14 protein-coding genes are annotated in these 14,479 nt (G+C 68.9%); 10 read left to right on the forward strand and 4 right to left on the reverse strand.

Annotated features, from left to right (window positions below; all coding sequences use genetic code 11):
* Entirely contained in the window at positions 1 to 1,398 is a 1,398-nt protein-coding gene (locus tag E0H75_RS30325) for an alpha,alpha-trehalose-phosphate synthase (UDP-forming) (protein ID WP_131517086.1), read from the forward strand.
* Entirely contained in the window at positions 1,385 to 2,806 is a 1,422-nt protein-coding gene (locus E0H75_RS30330) for an FGGY family carbohydrate kinase (protein WP_131517087.1), read from the forward strand. Before E0H75_RS30325 ends, E0H75_RS30330 begins: the two co-directional genes overlap by 14 nt.
* A 107-nt stretch (positions 2,807 to 2,913) precedes the next feature.
* On the opposite strand, the gene E0H75_RS30335 is transcribed toward E0H75_RS30330, so the two are convergent.
* Positions 2,914 to 3,912, reverse strand: a complete 999-nt coding sequence (locus tag E0H75_RS30335; protein WP_131517088.1) for a D-alanine--D-alanine ligase family protein — start codon at positions 3,910 to 3,912, stop codon at positions 2,914 to 2,916.
* A gap of 100 nt (positions 3,913 to 4,012) precedes the next feature.
* On the opposite strand from E0H75_RS30335, the gene panD reads away from it, so the two are divergent.
* The gene (gene panD / locus E0H75_RS30340; RefSeq protein WP_131517089.1) at positions 4,013 to 4,435 is read left to right on the forward strand and encodes an aspartate 1-decarboxylase; all 423 of its coding nucleotides are present in this window, start codon (positions 4,013 to 4,015) and stop codon (positions 4,433 to 4,435) included.
* 18 nt (positions 4,436 to 4,453) lie between these two features.
* Positions 4,454 to 5,914 (forward strand): aminopeptidase P family protein, encoded by a 1,461-nt coding sequence (locus tag E0H75_RS30345; RefSeq protein WP_131517090.1) that lies wholly within the window; start codon positions 4,454 to 4,456, stop codon positions 5,912 to 5,914.
* A gap of 54 nt (positions 5,915 to 5,968) precedes the next feature.
* Here E0H75_RS30345 and E0H75_RS30350 read toward each other — a convergent pair whose 3' ends face one another.
* Complete coding sequence (locus tag E0H75_RS30350) at positions 5,969 to 7,903, reverse strand: M13 family metallopeptidase (RefSeq protein WP_131517091.1); 1,935 nt, start codon at positions 7,901 to 7,903, stop codon at positions 5,969 to 5,971.
* Positions 7,904 to 8,032: 129 nt separating this feature from the next.
* On the opposite strand from E0H75_RS30350, the gene E0H75_RS30355 reads away from it, so the two are divergent.
* Positions 8,033 to 9,082 (forward strand): SMP-30/gluconolactonase/LRE family protein, encoded by a 1,050-nt coding sequence (locus E0H75_RS30355; RefSeq protein WP_131517092.1) that lies wholly within the window; start codon positions 8,033 to 8,035, stop codon positions 9,080 to 9,082.
* Between the two features lie 7 nt (positions 9,083 to 9,089).
* On the opposite strand, the gene E0H75_RS30360 is transcribed toward E0H75_RS30355, so the two are convergent.
* Both E0H75_RS30360 and E0H75_RS30365 read right to left on the reverse strand, forming a co-directional pair.
* Positions 9,090 to 9,383, reverse strand: a complete 294-nt coding sequence (locus tag E0H75_RS30360; protein ID WP_131352976.1) for an HU family DNA-binding protein — start codon at positions 9,381 to 9,383, stop codon at positions 9,090 to 9,092.
* 133 nt (positions 9,384 to 9,516) lie between these two features.
* Entirely contained in the window at positions 9,517 to 10,302 is a 786-nt protein-coding gene (locus tag E0H75_RS30365; RefSeq protein WP_131517093.1) for a phytanoyl-CoA dioxygenase family protein, read from the reverse strand.
* A gap of 71 nt (positions 10,303 to 10,373) precedes the next feature.
* On the opposite strand from E0H75_RS30365, the gene E0H75_RS30370 reads away from it, so the two are divergent.
* The 5 genes from E0H75_RS30370 (at position 10,374) to E0H75_RS30390 (ending at position 14,463) form a co-directional block, all read left to right on the forward strand.
* Entirely contained in the window at positions 10,374 to 11,207 is an 834-nt protein-coding gene (locus tag E0H75_RS30370; RefSeq protein ID WP_131517094.1) for a helix-turn-helix domain-containing protein, read from the forward strand.
* A gap of 54 nt (positions 11,208 to 11,261) precedes the next feature.
* Positions 11,262 to 12,278 carry an LCP family protein gene (locus E0H75_RS30375; RefSeq protein WP_131517095.1) on the forward strand — a complete coding sequence of 339 codons (1,017 nt, stop codon included), beginning with the start codon at positions 11,262 to 11,264 and terminating at the stop codon, positions 12,276 to 12,278.
* Positions 12,275 to 13,078: a YndJ family protein gene (locus E0H75_RS30380; protein ID WP_131517096.1), complete on the forward strand. Its 804-nt coding sequence runs from the start codon at positions 12,275 to 12,277 to the stop codon at positions 13,076 to 13,078. The genes E0H75_RS30375 and E0H75_RS30380 overlap by 4 nt, the downstream gene beginning before the upstream one ends.
* Positions 13,075 to 13,638 (forward strand): DUF1990 family protein, encoded by a 564-nt coding sequence (locus tag E0H75_RS30385; protein ID WP_131517097.1) that lies wholly within the window; start codon positions 13,075 to 13,077, stop codon positions 13,636 to 13,638. Before E0H75_RS30380 ends, E0H75_RS30385 begins: the two co-directional genes overlap by 4 nt.
* A 147-nt stretch (positions 13,639 to 13,785) precedes the next feature.
* Complete coding sequence (locus E0H75_RS30390; protein ID WP_131352982.1) at positions 13,786 to 14,463, forward strand: uracil-DNA glycosylase; 678 nt, start codon at positions 13,786 to 13,788, stop codon at positions 14,461 to 14,463.
* Positions 14,464 to 14,479: the final 16 nt, after the last annotated feature.

Below are 14,479 nucleotides of genomic sequence, written 5' to 3' on the forward strand. Positions count from 1 at the left end.
ATGCCGAACGGACGAAGTTCCTTCGTAGTGGTGGCCAACCGGCTGCCGGTCGACCGGATCGAGATGCCCGACGGCAGTACGGCGTGGCGGCGCAGCCCGGGTGGTCTCGTCACCGCCCTGGCTCCGGTGATGCAGCGCGCCCACGGTGCGTGGATCGGCTGGACCGGGAGCGCCGACGAGAAGGTCGACCCGTTCGAGAACGACGGCATGCACCTGGTCCCGGTGATGCTGTCGGCCGAGGACGTTCAGCTGTACTACGAGGGTTTCTCGAACGCGACGCTCTGGCCGCTGTACCACGACGTGATCGTGGCGCCGGAGTTCCATCGTGAATGGTGGGAGTCGTACGTCGCGGTGAACCGTCGGTTCGCCGAGGCCGCGGCGGACGCGGCCGAGGACAACGCCGACGTCTGGGTGCACGACTACCAGCTGCAGCTGGTGCCGGCGATGCTGCGCCGGCTGCGTCCCGACGTCCGGATCGGCTTCTTCCTGCACATCCCGTTCCCGCCGACCGAGCTGTTCGCGCAGATGCCGTGGCGGCGTCAGATCCTGGACGGGCTGATGGGTGCGGACCTGGTCGGTTTCCAGCGACCAGGCGCGGCGTCGAACTTCGCCCGCCTGGCCCGCAACCGGATGGGTCTGCGCACCCGCGGCGACCGGATCCACCTGCCGGACGACCGGATCGTCCGGGCCAAGGCGTTCCCGATCTCGATCGACGTCGGCGAGCTGGAGGAGCTGGCCCGCCAGCCGGAGACCGATCAGCGCGCCCGCGAGATCCGCAAGGAGGTCGGCGACCCGGCGCACATCCTGCTCGGAGTGGACCGGCTCGACTACACCAAGGGCATCCGGCAGCGGCTGCGCGCGTTCGGCGAACTGCTGGACGAGAAGCGCATCTCCGTCGACGATGCCGTCTTCGTCCAGGTGGCGACCCCGTCGCGCGAGCGGGTCGAGCAGTACCGGGTGCTGCGCGACGAGATCGAGCTGCTGGTCGGCCGGATCAACGGCGAGCACGGCCGGATCGGTACTCCGGCGATCAACTACCAGCACACGTCGTACTCGCGGACCGAGATGGCCGCGCTGTTCCGGGCCGCCGATGTGGCCGTGGTGACGCCGCTGCGCGACGGCATGAACCTGGTCGCCAAGGAGTACGTCGCCTGCCGGTACGACGACACCGGTGCGCTGGTGCTGAGCGAGTTCGCCGGGGCCGCGGACGAGTTCCGGCAGGCCTTCCTGGTGAATCCGCACGACATCAACGGCATGAAGGACACCATCGTCGACGCGATGAACACCGACGACCGCCAGCTCGGCCGCCGGATGAAGGCGATGCGCAAGCACCTGGCCGCGCACGACGTGAACGTCTGGGCCCAGTCCTTCCTGAAGGCGCTGCATGACGACGACTGACGGCCGGGTGCTCGCGCTCGACCTCGGTACGTCGTCGTCGCGGGCCCTGGTACTGACGGCCGGCGATGCCGCGCCGGTCCCGGGCGCACTGGCCCGGCACAAGATCTCTCCCACCTACGGCACCGGCGGCTCGGCGACTATCGACCTGCACGAGTACGTCGAGGGCCTGCTCGGCTGCCTGGACGAGCTGCAGCAGAACGGGCACCTCGACGACATCGGTGCGATCGTGGTCTCGTCGCAGTGGCACTCGATCGTTGCCCTGGACAACAAAGGCGACGCGCTGACGCCGGTGGTCACCTGGGCGGACACACGGTCGGTCCACCTGGACCTCGGCTCGTCGTTCGACGAGCACGCCTTCCACGCCCGGACCGGATCCTGGCTGCACCGCCTCTACTGGACACGGCGGATCCCTTGGCTGCTGTCCGAAGGATCCCCAGCCGGCTTCGCCGGTCTGCCCGACCTGGTGATCGAGCGCTTGACCGGCGAGCGGGTCACGTCGGTGTCGATCGCCTCCGGCACCGGGACTCTCGACCTCGCCACCGGCGAGTACGACGACGAGGCGCTGGAAATCGCCGGAGTCAAGGCGGACCGGTTGCCGTCGATCGTGCCGACCGGCTGGGTCGCTCACTTGTCCGCCGAGTACGAACGCCGGTGGCCCGAGCTGGTCGGCGTACCGGTGCATCCGCCGACCGGTGACGGCGCCGCGTCGAACGTCGGAACCGGTGGGTACGACGAGACGACCGCGGCGGTGACCGTGGGGACGTCGGCCGCGGTGCGAGTGGTGCATCCGATCGACGGTGCACCGGAGCTGCCGTGGGAGTTGTGGCGGTACCGCGTGGACGAAAAGCGGGCGGTGACCGGGATGGCGTTCTCGGCCGCCGGGAACCTGCATGCGTGGCTGACCGGCGTACTGCAACTGACCTCGGACGAGCCGACCGGTGTGGAGATCGGAGGGTCTCGGGTGATCGCGATCCCGTTCCAGGCCGGGACCAGGCCGCCGGCGACGGTGCCGAGCGGATCCGGGGTGTATTTCGGCCTGTCGTTCGACGACACCGCTGCGGACCTGCTGGCCGCGTCGATGCAGGGCGCCTCGCTGGAGGTCGACCGCGGGCTGCGGATGCTGGACTCGCTGTTCGGGCGTGAGCTGTCCGTCGTCCTCGGTGGTGGCGGCATCGACGCCTCGGCCTGGTGGCGCCGCTGCCTCACCGCGACCTTCGCCCGGCCCACCACGGTCTGCGCCGAGGCCGAGGTCGGGGCACGCGGCGCCGCAGCCGTGGCCCTCGGCCTGTCACCACAGCCCGGCGGCGAACACCTCACACCGGCCAAGGCCGACGTCGACCGCGTCGCCGCGCTCCGACCGCGGTACGAAAGGTTGCGCGAACTCGCGGCGCAAGCAGCCGCAGTCTGAGGAGCGGACTTCCGCCACTCACCAACTCCGGTCGCCCCCGCGGGCGCACGCTCGGCCGGGCTCCCGGTTGCCGGATTCTGCGAGGTTGGTGAGTGCTGCAGGTCCGCCTACAGGTTCAGGATCTGCTCGGCCAGGTCGGCGTAGCTCCAGCCGTGCGCGGCGGCGGCTCGCGGGACGAGGCTGACCGGAGCCAAGCCAGGCAGAGCGTTCACCTCCAGGCAGTACGGATTGCCGGCCGCGTCACAGCGGAAGTCCGCCCGGGAGTACGCCGGAGCGCCGAGCGCATCGTGAGCGGTGCGGGCCAACTCCTGCAGCCGAGCAGCGAAGTCCGGCGTCACCTCGGCCGGGCAGATCTCCCGGGCGGCACCCGGCTGGTACTTCGTCTCGTAGTCGAAGATCGCCGTGGACAGCTCGATCTCGACGACCGGCAGGACCTGATCGCCGACGACGCCGACGGTGAACTCACGACCGGGCAGGAACGGCTCGACCAGGAGGTCGGTGCGCGGCGTGATCGCGGCCAGCTCCTGGAGGGTCCGGACCTGGCGGACGTCGACACTCGAGCCGTCCGCGATCGGCTTCACGACGACCGGGCCGGCATCCAGAAACTCCTTCACCCGATCCGGCAGTCCGCCGCCCGGCCGGAGTACGACTCGCTCCGCGACCGGAACGCCGTACGCGCCGAGGAGCGCCTGGCAGCGGTCCTTCTGCCAGCTGAGCGCACAGGTCGCACTGCCCGCGCCGGTGAACGAGATGCCGGCCATCTCCAGCAGCGCCTGGACGTGACCGTCCTCGCTCCAGCCACCGATCAGCCCCATGAAGACCCGGTCCGCCGCCCGCATCCGGCGCAGTACGTCGCCACCGGTCAGTGCGGAGTACATGCGTTCCCGCCAGAGCGGCTGCCCGTCCATCGCGGGCGGTGTCTTCGGGATCGGGTACGACGTTCCGTTCCCCTCCACCCTCTCCGCCAGCACCTGCTCGGCTGCCGCTGGGTCGATCACCGACACCTCGTGGCCGCGCTCGGTCAGCGCACCCGCCAACGCCCAGCCACCGGACAGCGAGACGTCTCGCTCCGAGCTCTCACCACCACACAGCATCACCACACGCATGAGCCGCCCTCCTCTGGGACAGTCTGACGCCCTGGACACCTCGGTAGTTGGGTGACCGCCGCCACTGACAGGATCCGGGCCTGCCTGGATCATGACGCGCATGCTGCGCGAGATGATGAAGTCGAAGGTCCACCGGGCCACGGTGACGCAGGCGGATCTGCACTACGTCGGGTCGTGCACGCTGGACGCGGACCTGATGGACGCGGCCGATCTGCTGGCCGGCGAGAAGGTCGACATCGTCGACATCACCAACGGTCAGCGGCTGTCGACGTACCTCATCGAGGGGCCGCGCGGGTCCGGGGTGGTGGGCATCAACGGGGCCGCGGCGCACCTGATCCATCCGGGCGATCTGGTCATCCTGATCGCCTACGGGATGTTCGACACCACCGAGGCCAAGGTCTTCGAACCGAGCGTAGTCTTCGTGGACGAGCACAATGCGATCACCCGCATCGGCTCGGACCCCGCCGAGGCCCTGCCTGACACGGGCACGCTCCGGGGCGACCAACTGCACACCGCGCGCTGAGACGAGGACTGGTCCAGGATGACCGAACCCACCGCTGACAGCTCCGCCACCACCACCGGCGAGGCCGCACCGAAGACCGCGTCGCACGACAACGAGCCGAACCCGAAGCTGCGCGCGTTCATGAACTCGGGCTGGGCCGACTCGGAGCGACACGATGTGACGCTCAGCGACGTCGGCGTGTGGGCGTCCAAGCGGCGGGACGCGCTGTCGCAGGCGTTCCCGGGTGAGCGACTGGTCATCCCGGCCGGCACCTACAAGGTCCGCTCGAACGACACCGACTTCGTCTTCCGGCCGCACACCGACTACGTCTGGCTGGCCGGCGACCAGACCTCCGACGCCGTACTGGTGCTGGAGCCGAACGGCACCAGCGGCCACGACTCGGTGCTGTACTTCCGGCCCCGCGCGGACCGCAGCGAGGGCGAGGAGTTCTGGCGCGACCGGATGTACGGCGAGCTGTGGGCCGGCCGGCGTCCGTCGCTGACCGAGACCGCCAAGGAGTTCGGGATCGAGACCCGGCACGTCGACCAGCTCGCCGACGCGCTCAAGGGCGACGTACCCACCCGGGTCCGGCGGGACGAGGACGAGTCGATCGCGTCGCTGCTGAGCGGCGCCCGGACCGACGACCTCAAGGACAACGAGCTGGCGGCCACGCTGTCCGAGCTGCGGCTGGTCAAGGATCCGTTCGAGCTCGAGCAGCTCCGGGACGCGGTCGCGATCACGCACCGCGGCTTCTCCGACGTCCTCGCCGAGATGGACAAGGTCCGCGAGTACGGCGAACGCTGGATCGAGGGCACCTTCTTCCGCCGGGCCCGGGCCGAGGGCAACGATCTCGGCTACAGCTCGATCGCCGCCTCCGGACCGCACGCGACCACGCTGCACTGGATCGAGAACGACGGAACGGTCGACAACGGCACGATGATGCTGCTCGACATGGGCGTCGAGAACCGGCAGCTGTACACCGCGGACATCACCCGGACGCTGCCGGTGAACGGCGAGTTCACCCCGCGCCAGCGCGAGCTCTACCAACTGGTGCTGGACGCGCAGAACGCCGGCATCGCGGCGGTCAAGCCCGGTGCACGGTTCCGCGCCGCGCACGAGGCGGCGATGGAGGTCATCGTCCACGGCCTCGACGCGATGGGCCTGCTGCCGGTCTCGGCCGAGGAGGCACTCGACCCGGAGAGCATGCTCTACCAGCGCTACACGCTGCACGGCGTCAGCCACATGCTCGGGCTCGACGTGCACGACTGCTCGGCGGCGCGGTCGGAGAAGTACCGCAAGGGCGAGCTGAAGACCGGCTACGTGCTGACGGTCGAGCCGGGTCTGTACTTCCAGGCCGACGACCTGACCGTGCCGGAGGACCTGCGCGGCATCGGCATCCGGATCGAGGACGACATCCTCGTCACCGACGACGGCGCCGAGAACCTGTCCGACGCGCTGCCTCGCGACGTCGAGGGCATCCACAACTGGATGGCTTCCTGAACAACAGCCGAAAGGGGCCGTACCAGGATCGGTGCGGCCCCTTTCGCTTGTCTGCTACCAGATCCGGACGCGCTCCTCCGGGGCCAGCCACATGCCGTCGCCTTCGGCGCTGTTGAAGGTCTGGTGGTACTGGTCGATGTTCTTCACCACCGCGTTGCAGCGGAACTCCGGCGGTGAGTGCGGGTCGATCGCGAGCCGCCGTGCCGCCTCTTCCGGCCGGGTCTTGGTCGACCAGGCGTGTGCCCAGGAGATGAAGAACCGCTGCCCGTCGGCCTCCGGCGGCTCGGCGCCGTCCAGCGACAACTGGTAGGCGACGTACGCGATCGACAGGCCGCCCAGGTCGCCGATGTTCTCGCCCAGGGTGAGCTTGCCGTTCACGTGCTGCCCGGGCGTCTCGGCCGGCTCGAGGACGTCGTACTGCGCGACCAGCTTGTCGGTGCGCTGCTCGAACGCGGCCCGGTCGTCGTCGGTCCACCAGTCGTTCAGGTTGCCGTCGCCGTCGTACCGCGAGCCCTGGTCGTCGAAACCGTGGCCGATCTCGTGCCCGATCACCGCGCCGATCGCGCCGTAGTTGACCGCGTCGTCGGCGTCGGCGTCGAAGAACGGCGGTTGCAGGATGCCGGCCGGGAACACGATCTCGTTCATCGGCGGGTTGTAGTAGGCGTTGACCGTCTGCGGCGTCATCTTCCACTCGGTCCGGTCCATCGGCTGACCCAGCTTCGCCAGATCACGCGCGGTCTCCACCGCGACCGACCGGCGGACGTTGCCGAACAGGTCGGCCGGGTCGATCTCGAGCGCGCTGTAGTCCTTCCACTTGTCCGGGTAGCCGATCTTCGGCATGAAGCTGCCGAGCTTGTCGAGCGCGCGCTGCCGGGTGTCCGCGCCCATCCAGTCAAGCGTTTCGATCCGCTGCCGGTACGCCTCGACCAGGTTCTGCACCAGCTCGACCATCCGGGCCTTCGCGGCCGGCGGGAAGTGCTCGGCGACGTACAGCTGGCCGAGCGCCTCGCCCAGCGCCTGCTCGACCACGCCGACGCCGCGCTTCCAACGCTCGCGCAGCTCCGGGGCACCGGTCAACGTCGTGCCGTAGAAGGCGAAGTTCTCGTCGACGAAGGCCCTGCTGAGCAGCGGCGCCGCGCTGTGCACGATCCGCCAGCTCAGCCACTCCTTCCAGCGGTCCAGCCCGGCGTCCTGAACGGCCGCGGCGGCTCCGGTGAAGAAGTCCGGCTCGCGAACGACGACCTGCTCGAAAGCACTCTCCGGTACGCCGGCACCCGCCAGCCACACCGACCAGTCGAAGTCCGGCGTCAGTGCCTCGAGGCCGGACCGGTCGACCTTGTTGTACGTCAGCGTGACGTCGCGGTTCTTCACCCGGTCCCAGTGGTGACCGGCGATCCGCGTCTCCAGGTCCATGATCCGCTCGGCGGACCCAGCCGGGTCGGGCAGTCCGGCCAGCTCCAGCATCCGTGCGACATGCGCGACGTACGCCGTCCGCTCGGCGGCGAAGTTGTCCTCGCGGTAGTAGGACTCGTCCGGGAGGCTGAGTCCGCCCTGCATCAGGTACACGACGTACTCGTCGGACTTCTTCGCGTCCGCGTCGACCCAGTAGTGGAACAGCCCCGGCACGCCCTGCAGCTCGAGCTGCCCGAGCGCCGACACCAGCCCGGGGACGTCCTCGATGGCACGGACCAGAGCCAGTTGCTCGGCGATCGGCTCGGCTCCGAGACGCTCGATCGTGTCCTCGTCCATGAAGCTGCCGTACAGGTCGCCGATCTTGCGCGCCTCGGTGCCGTCCGGATGCCCGGCCGCGGCGGTCTTCTCGACGATCGCGCGGACGTCCTGCTCGGCGGTGTCCCACAGCGCGTGGAAGGCGCCGTAGATGGCCTTGTCCGCCGGAATCTCGTGCTCGGCCAGCCATTGCCCGTTCGCGTGCCGGTACAGATCGTCCTGCGGGCGCACCGTGCCGGAACTGTCGATGCCTGCTGTCATCCCTGCCCCTTGTTGCCGAAGTCGAGTTGCTGCCAGTGACAGTACCCGCTGGCACGGACCAGTATTTGAACCATCCACAGGGATGCGCCGTTGTCCCTGTAAAGGACATCGGATCAGGAGGGCCCGCCCATGTCTAACCCTGTCCGCCGGCTCACCACAGTGCTGAGTGTGCCCGCTCTGCTACTGGGCCTGGTGAGTTCGCCGGCCGACGCCGCCCCAACCATGACCCAGACCACGACCCACGCCACGCCCCACGCCACGACGCAGACCACGACCAAGTTCCCGGCCCGGATCGACCTGCCGGACGGGTTCCAGCCGGAAGGCATCGCGATCGCCGGCGGCAAGGCGTTCTTCGGCTCTCGGGTGGACGGTGACATCTACCGGGCAGACCTGAGGACCGGCACCGGGGAGGTGTTCAGCCAGGGACCGGGCACCGCCTCCCTGGGGATGAAGGTGGACCGCTCCGGACGGCTGTGGGTGGCCGGCGCCGGCGGTGGCAACGGCCGCGTGATCGACACCCGGACCGGCCGCATCCTGGCCGGCTACACGTTCACCACCTCGACCACGACGTTCGTGAACGACGTGATCCTGGGCAAGGACGCGGCCTGGTTCACCGACTCGCAGCAGCCGGTGCTCTACAAGGTTCCGTTCGGCCGGCACGGCCGGCTGGCCGGGCAGTCCGCGGTGAAGACCGTTCCGCTCAGCGGCGACTACCAGCACACGGCCGGCGCCACCAACGCGAACGGCATCTCGCTGACCCCGGATGGCCGCGGCCTGATCATCGTGCAGTCGTCGACGGGCTTCTTGTTCCGGGTCGACCCGCGCACCGGCGTGACGAGGCGGGTCGACCTCGGCGCCGAGGTGATGACGAACGGCGACGGCCTCCTGCTGATCGACATGACCCTCTACGTCGTCCAGAACGTGCTGAACACGGTCGCGGTCGTCAGCCTGAACGACGGCGGCACCAAGGGGACGGTGGTCCAGCGCGTCACCAGCAAGGACTTCGACGTACCGACCACGGCGGCGGCGTTCGGGAACCGGCTCTACCTGCCGAACGCGCGGTTCACCACACCGCCTGAGCCGACCACGCAGTACTGGGCCGCGGCGCTCGAGCTCTCGCCGGTCAAGCACTCGGTCGACGACGGGCAGTGCGACCCGATCCGCTTCCTGAAGGGGTGATCGGGGGTCAGGAAACGGTCCGGAGGTCACCTCGTGCGGCAGCCTTGAGGCGGCTGCCGCACGAGAGGCGCACGGAGTAGCCGGCCGGGATCGCCAGCGGTTCGCCGGTCTGCGGGTTGCGGCCGGTGCGTGGTGCGCGCAGGACCCGCTCGATGCTCAGCAGACCGGTCAGCGACACCTTGTCGCCCTTGTGCACGGCCTCGGTGACGACGTCGCCCAGCGCGTCGAGGACCTTCTCGGCCTGGTTCCGCGGGATGCCCGCCTTCTGCGCCACCCCGGCGACCAGCTCGTTGCGGTTCACGGCTCTCCTCCGATTCGCTAACCCTTCGATCGGCACCGTAACCGAAATGATTGTCGTTAGCGAGAAGCGCCCGGAATCCGGTCGACTGCGCCGGAGCGGGAACTTCGCCGGCGAGGTCGGCGTCTTCAGATGCTCACAGTCCGTCCTGGTCGTGCCAGTGGTTCTGCCAGCGGCCGTCGATCGCATCGTCGGCCCGCTGGTAGCGAATGTCGGTGGACAGCCGCATGTCGGTGGACACGTTGTCGAGCGCCGCGTGGATGGTGTGGGCGGTGTGGATCACGACGTCTCCGGCGGCATAGTCGGTGACCAGCCAGTTGGCGTCGTACTCCTCGGCCAGGCCCGGCAGGTCGGCGGTCATGGAGGCGGCGGGTCGCTTGAGTCGTCCTGCGGCCTCGTCCGCGAGGACTCTGTGGTGGCTGCGTTCCAGATAGGTCAGGCCGCCGCGACTGACCGGGCATTCACCCAGTGGGATCCACGCCGACAGCACCTGATCGCTCCCCCCGCGCAGGTACACCAGGTCGTAGTGGGCCTGCGTCGCCGTACCGATGCCGTTCTCGCCCGGTGCAGTCTGCCGGATGATCTTCCGCTGGTGCAGGAACGGTTCACCACCCAGGAACCACTCGAACCACCCCTTCAGCGCCGGCTGCGCGCAAAAGGCCGCGTACTCCGTCCCCGGCACGATCTGACCGAACAGCACCTTCCGGTACGCCGCCCGCTCGGTCACCGACCCGATGAGCCCGAAGTAGTAGCGCCGGAACGCCAGCACGTCCTCGGGATCCAGCAGCCCGGTCAGGAACAGGTACCCGTCCCGCTGCAGCCTCTCCCGCAACCGCGGCCGGTCCCGACGCTCCCGCTCCGGTACAACGCTCAGCTCACCGAGCCGCCGCTCATCCAGCACATACCCGTTCGAAGTCAGCACACGTCCATTGCAGCCGGGCCGCGGCCGCACCGGAATGGACAGCCGGGATCCGATTCTTGGACTCTTGTGTCATGCCGAACTGGTCGATCTACCTGACCCCCGGCGCTCCCGAGCGTGAACTTGGACTCTTCTGCCTCGGCGCCGGCGAACAGGACCACCCGCCCGACGCACCTCCGGAGCGAGCCCTCGGCTGCCACGCTCTCGTCTGGATCAAGGAAGGCCGTGGGCAGTTGCTGCACGGTCCCGACCGCCGGTTGCACGAGGTGAAGGCACCGGCGATGCTCTGGCTCTATCCCGGCGTACTGCATGGCTATCGGCCGACGACTCGCTGGCGTCAGGCGTGGGCGCTGTTCAGCGGTCCGGCCACCGCGGCACTCACCACACTGGGCCATCTCAACCCGTCCGAGCCCGTACGACGGTATGCCGACGCGCGACCGGTCGACCGCGCGTTCACCCGGCTGCTGCGGGTCTGTACGACGCATGACGCCGTACAGACAGTGGCTGCGCTGTATGAGCTTCTCGCGGCCGCGGCACCGCCGCGTGCTGATGATGTGGCCGGGCGGTTGAGTGAGTTGGCGTGTACGCCGATGAGCATTCAGGACTACGCCACTGAGCTCGGGTTGACCGTGAAGGAGTTGCGCGAGGCAGTCCGTCGTACGACTGGCTCCACGCCGCAAGAACTGGTCCTGACCACAAGACTCAACACTGCAAAGGTTTTGCTCGCCGAGGAGGACCTGCCCGTCGCCGTGGTCGCCCGGCAGGTCGGGTACGACGATCCGGCGTACTTCACCCGCCTGTTCACCGCCCGGGTAGGGCTTTCGCCCGGCGGCTTCCGGCGTTCTGGTTCGGTTTCGGGCCTGATTTCGTCCTTCCGGAGGAGGCAGGATCGACTTTCCGACGTGTAAAACCGTTCAGTGGGGTGACGTGCGGCGGCACCCGGCACCGCTACGGTCGTGGGTATGAGTCAACCGCAGCCCAACGACCCACGTTACGTGAGCCGGCCGCCGCAGGCACGACCGAAGAAGCGGCGCAACTGGTTCCTCCGGACCGTCGGACTGATCGTCCTGCTGTTCATCCTCATGCTCGTCGCGGTCCCGCTCTACGCCTGGAGCCGGATCGACAAGATCGACGCGATGCCGACCGGCGACCGGCCGGCCGAAACCCCTGGAACGACGTACCTGATGGTCGGCTCGGACGCCCGCGAGGACCTGAGCCGTGCTGAGCGGGCCCGGCTGCACACCGGCTCCGACAGCGGTGCCCGGACCGACACGATCATGATCATGCACGTGCCCGACTCCGGACCGACGGCGCTGATCAGCGTCCCGCGCGACAGTGCTGTGACCATCCCGGGGATGAAGGGCAAGCACAAGATCAACGCTGCGTTCAACAAGGGCCCGGCGCTGCTGATCGAGACCCTCGAGAACGCGACCGGCCTGCGGATCGACCACTACGTCGAGGTCGGCTTCGGCGGCTTCGCCTCCGTCATCGACAGTGTCGGCGGCATCGAGATGTGTTTGCCCAAGGCAATGAAGGACAAGGACGCGCACATCGACCTGCCGGCCGGCTGCCAGGAACTCGACGGTGTGAACGCGCTCGGATACGTCCGGTCCCGCAAGGCCGACGGCAACAACGACTTCGGCCGGGTGGAGCGGCAGCGCGCGATGGTCGGCGCGGTGGCGAAGAAGGCCAGCTCGCCGTCGACGTTCCTCAACCCGGTGCGCTACTTCAACGTCGCCACCAAGGGTGTGGACGCGTTGACCGTCGACAACGACATGAGCCTGTTCGACTTCATCCGCTTCGCTCGCGGGATGCGCGCGGTCTCCGGCAGCGGCGGCGTCACCCTGACCGTCCCGATCAGCGACGACAACTACCGCCTGTCCGACGGCAGCGTGGCGGTGAGGTGGGACCAGAAGAAGGCGCTGGCGCTCTTCAACGCCCTCAAGCAGGACAGCACGAGCGGTCTCAAGAGCGCTTGACCGTCCTCGTCCATGCCGTGGTGAGCCTGGGCATGCTCGTCGTCGTACCCCTCGGCCTCACCCTCCTCCCGACGCGAACCACCAGCACTCGCTGGTGGTTCGCGTTCGCCATCCCCGGAGCGCTCGCCCTCTGGTTGCCGCGCGGCCCGGTCTCGATCACCTTCGCGTCGACCTACCTCGCCGGCACGCTCGTGCTCATCACGCTGGCCGGTCGGCATCTCCTGCAGCACAAGGCGATCCGCCCTCGCGAGATCGCGCTCTACACGGCATTGGCGACGCCGTCCATCGCCGCACTCGCGTTGGTCGCCGAGCGCTCGTCGTACGAACTGTTCGGTTTCAGCCTGACCGTTCTGACCCTGACCGTCGCCCACTTCCACTTCGCCGGTTTCGCGGCCGCCCTGATCGCCTATCTGGTCTCCGATCGTCCCGGTACGACGACCACGGTCGCCGCGATCAGCGTCCCGCTCGGCACCGGGATCGTCCTGCTCGGTTTCTTCGTCGGCGACGCGGTGGAACTCGCGGGTGCCGCCGTACTGACCGCAGGGATGTGGCTGGTCGGGTGGAACCTCTGGCGGAGGTCGCGCCAGGCCGGCCGTGCCACCGCCGCACTTCTGATCTCTTCTGCGTCGGTCCTCGTGGTGACCATGGTGCTGGCGTTGATTTGGGCCTTGGGGCATGTCATTGGTACGCCGTACCTACCGTTGGAGTGGATGGTTGCGACACACGGCCTGGCGAACGCGGTCGGGTTCGCGTTGTGCGGGGTACTGGCGTGGCGACGGCTGATGGAAGGGGTTCGATGAGGCTGGAGGATCTGGCCGGACTGCGGTTCAACTACGACGTGGTCGGGTCGACGCGGTACGACGAGACGCCACAGGGGTACCACCGGCTCGAGTACCGGGAGCAGATCGGCGTGGGTGACGAGGTCTTCCGGCGAGCCGGTGAGGCGCTGCTGGCATGGCGTATGCATCGGGCCGCCGGACTACCGATGACGGCGACCGACACCCCACCCGCGATCGGCACGAACAGTCTCGGCCGGATGGGCGCCGGCATGCTCGTCGGCCGCCTCCGCACCCTGTCCCCGGTCGGCCTGCTCGGCTTTCCTGTCCCCTGTCGCGTCGTCTGGACCGTCGACGAACCGGACCGCATCGGCTTCGCCTATGGCACCCTCGAAGGCCACCCAGCCTCCGGCGAGGAGTCCTTCGTCGTCACCCGCGACGCCGACGGCATCCACTTCACCGTCCGGGCCTACAGCCGCCCCGCCACCTGGTACACCCGCCTGGGCGGCCCCGCCACCCGCAAGGCCCAACACCTCGCCGCCCGCCGCTACACCCAAACCCTCCGCCGCCTCGCCACCCGCTGACGACAAGCAAAGGCCCCGCAAGCTCATACCTTTGCGGGGCCGGGTCCTTTGTACCGTGGTGGACGAGGCGGGGGGCTGACCAACACGCGAACAGGTGTCGACAACCCGAGGTGCGGGGGTGGGCGGCGTACTGCGAAACTGTGGCGGGTGAGCCCGAAGACGTTGACGGATTTGGTGGCGCCGGACTGGGCGGAAGCGCTGGCGCCGGTGGAAGAGACGGTCGCACGGATGGGCGAGTTCCTCCGGGCGGAGATCGCGGCCGGGCGGCCGTACCTGCCGGCCGGGGAGAACGTGCTGCGCGCGTTCAAGAGTCCGCTGCAGCAGGTCAAAGTACTGATCGTCGGCCAGGACCCGTACCCGACCCCTGGCCACCCGGTCGGGCTCAGCTTCTCAGTGGCGCCGGACGTCCGACCGATTCCGCGCAGCCTGGCCAACATCTACCGCGAGTTGATGGCGGACGTCGGCGTACCGGCTCCGTCGAACGGCGACCTGACGCCGTGGGCCGATCAGGGCGTCCTCATGCTCAACAGAGTGCTGACTGTGCAGCCGGGCAAGTCCGGCGCGCACCGCGGCAAGGGCTGGGAGACGGTCACCGAGCAGGCGATCCACGCGCTGGTGAACCGCGGCGGCCCGCTGGTCGCGATCCTGTGGGGCCGTGACGCCCAGACCCTGAAGCCGATGCTCGGCAGTACGCCGTACGTCGAGAGCGCGCACCCGAGCCCGATGTCGGCCGATCGCGGCTTCTTCGGCTCCCGCCCGTTCAGCCGCGTCAACGCCCTCCTGGTCGAGCAGGGCGCCACCCCGATCGACTGGCGCCTCCCCTAACGATCCAGTACGACGA

It is taken from the genome of Kribbella capetownensis (genome assembly GCF_004331485.1).
GTDB lineage: Bacteria > Actinomycetota > Actinomycetes > Propionibacteriales > Kribbellaceae > Kribbella > Kribbella capetownensis.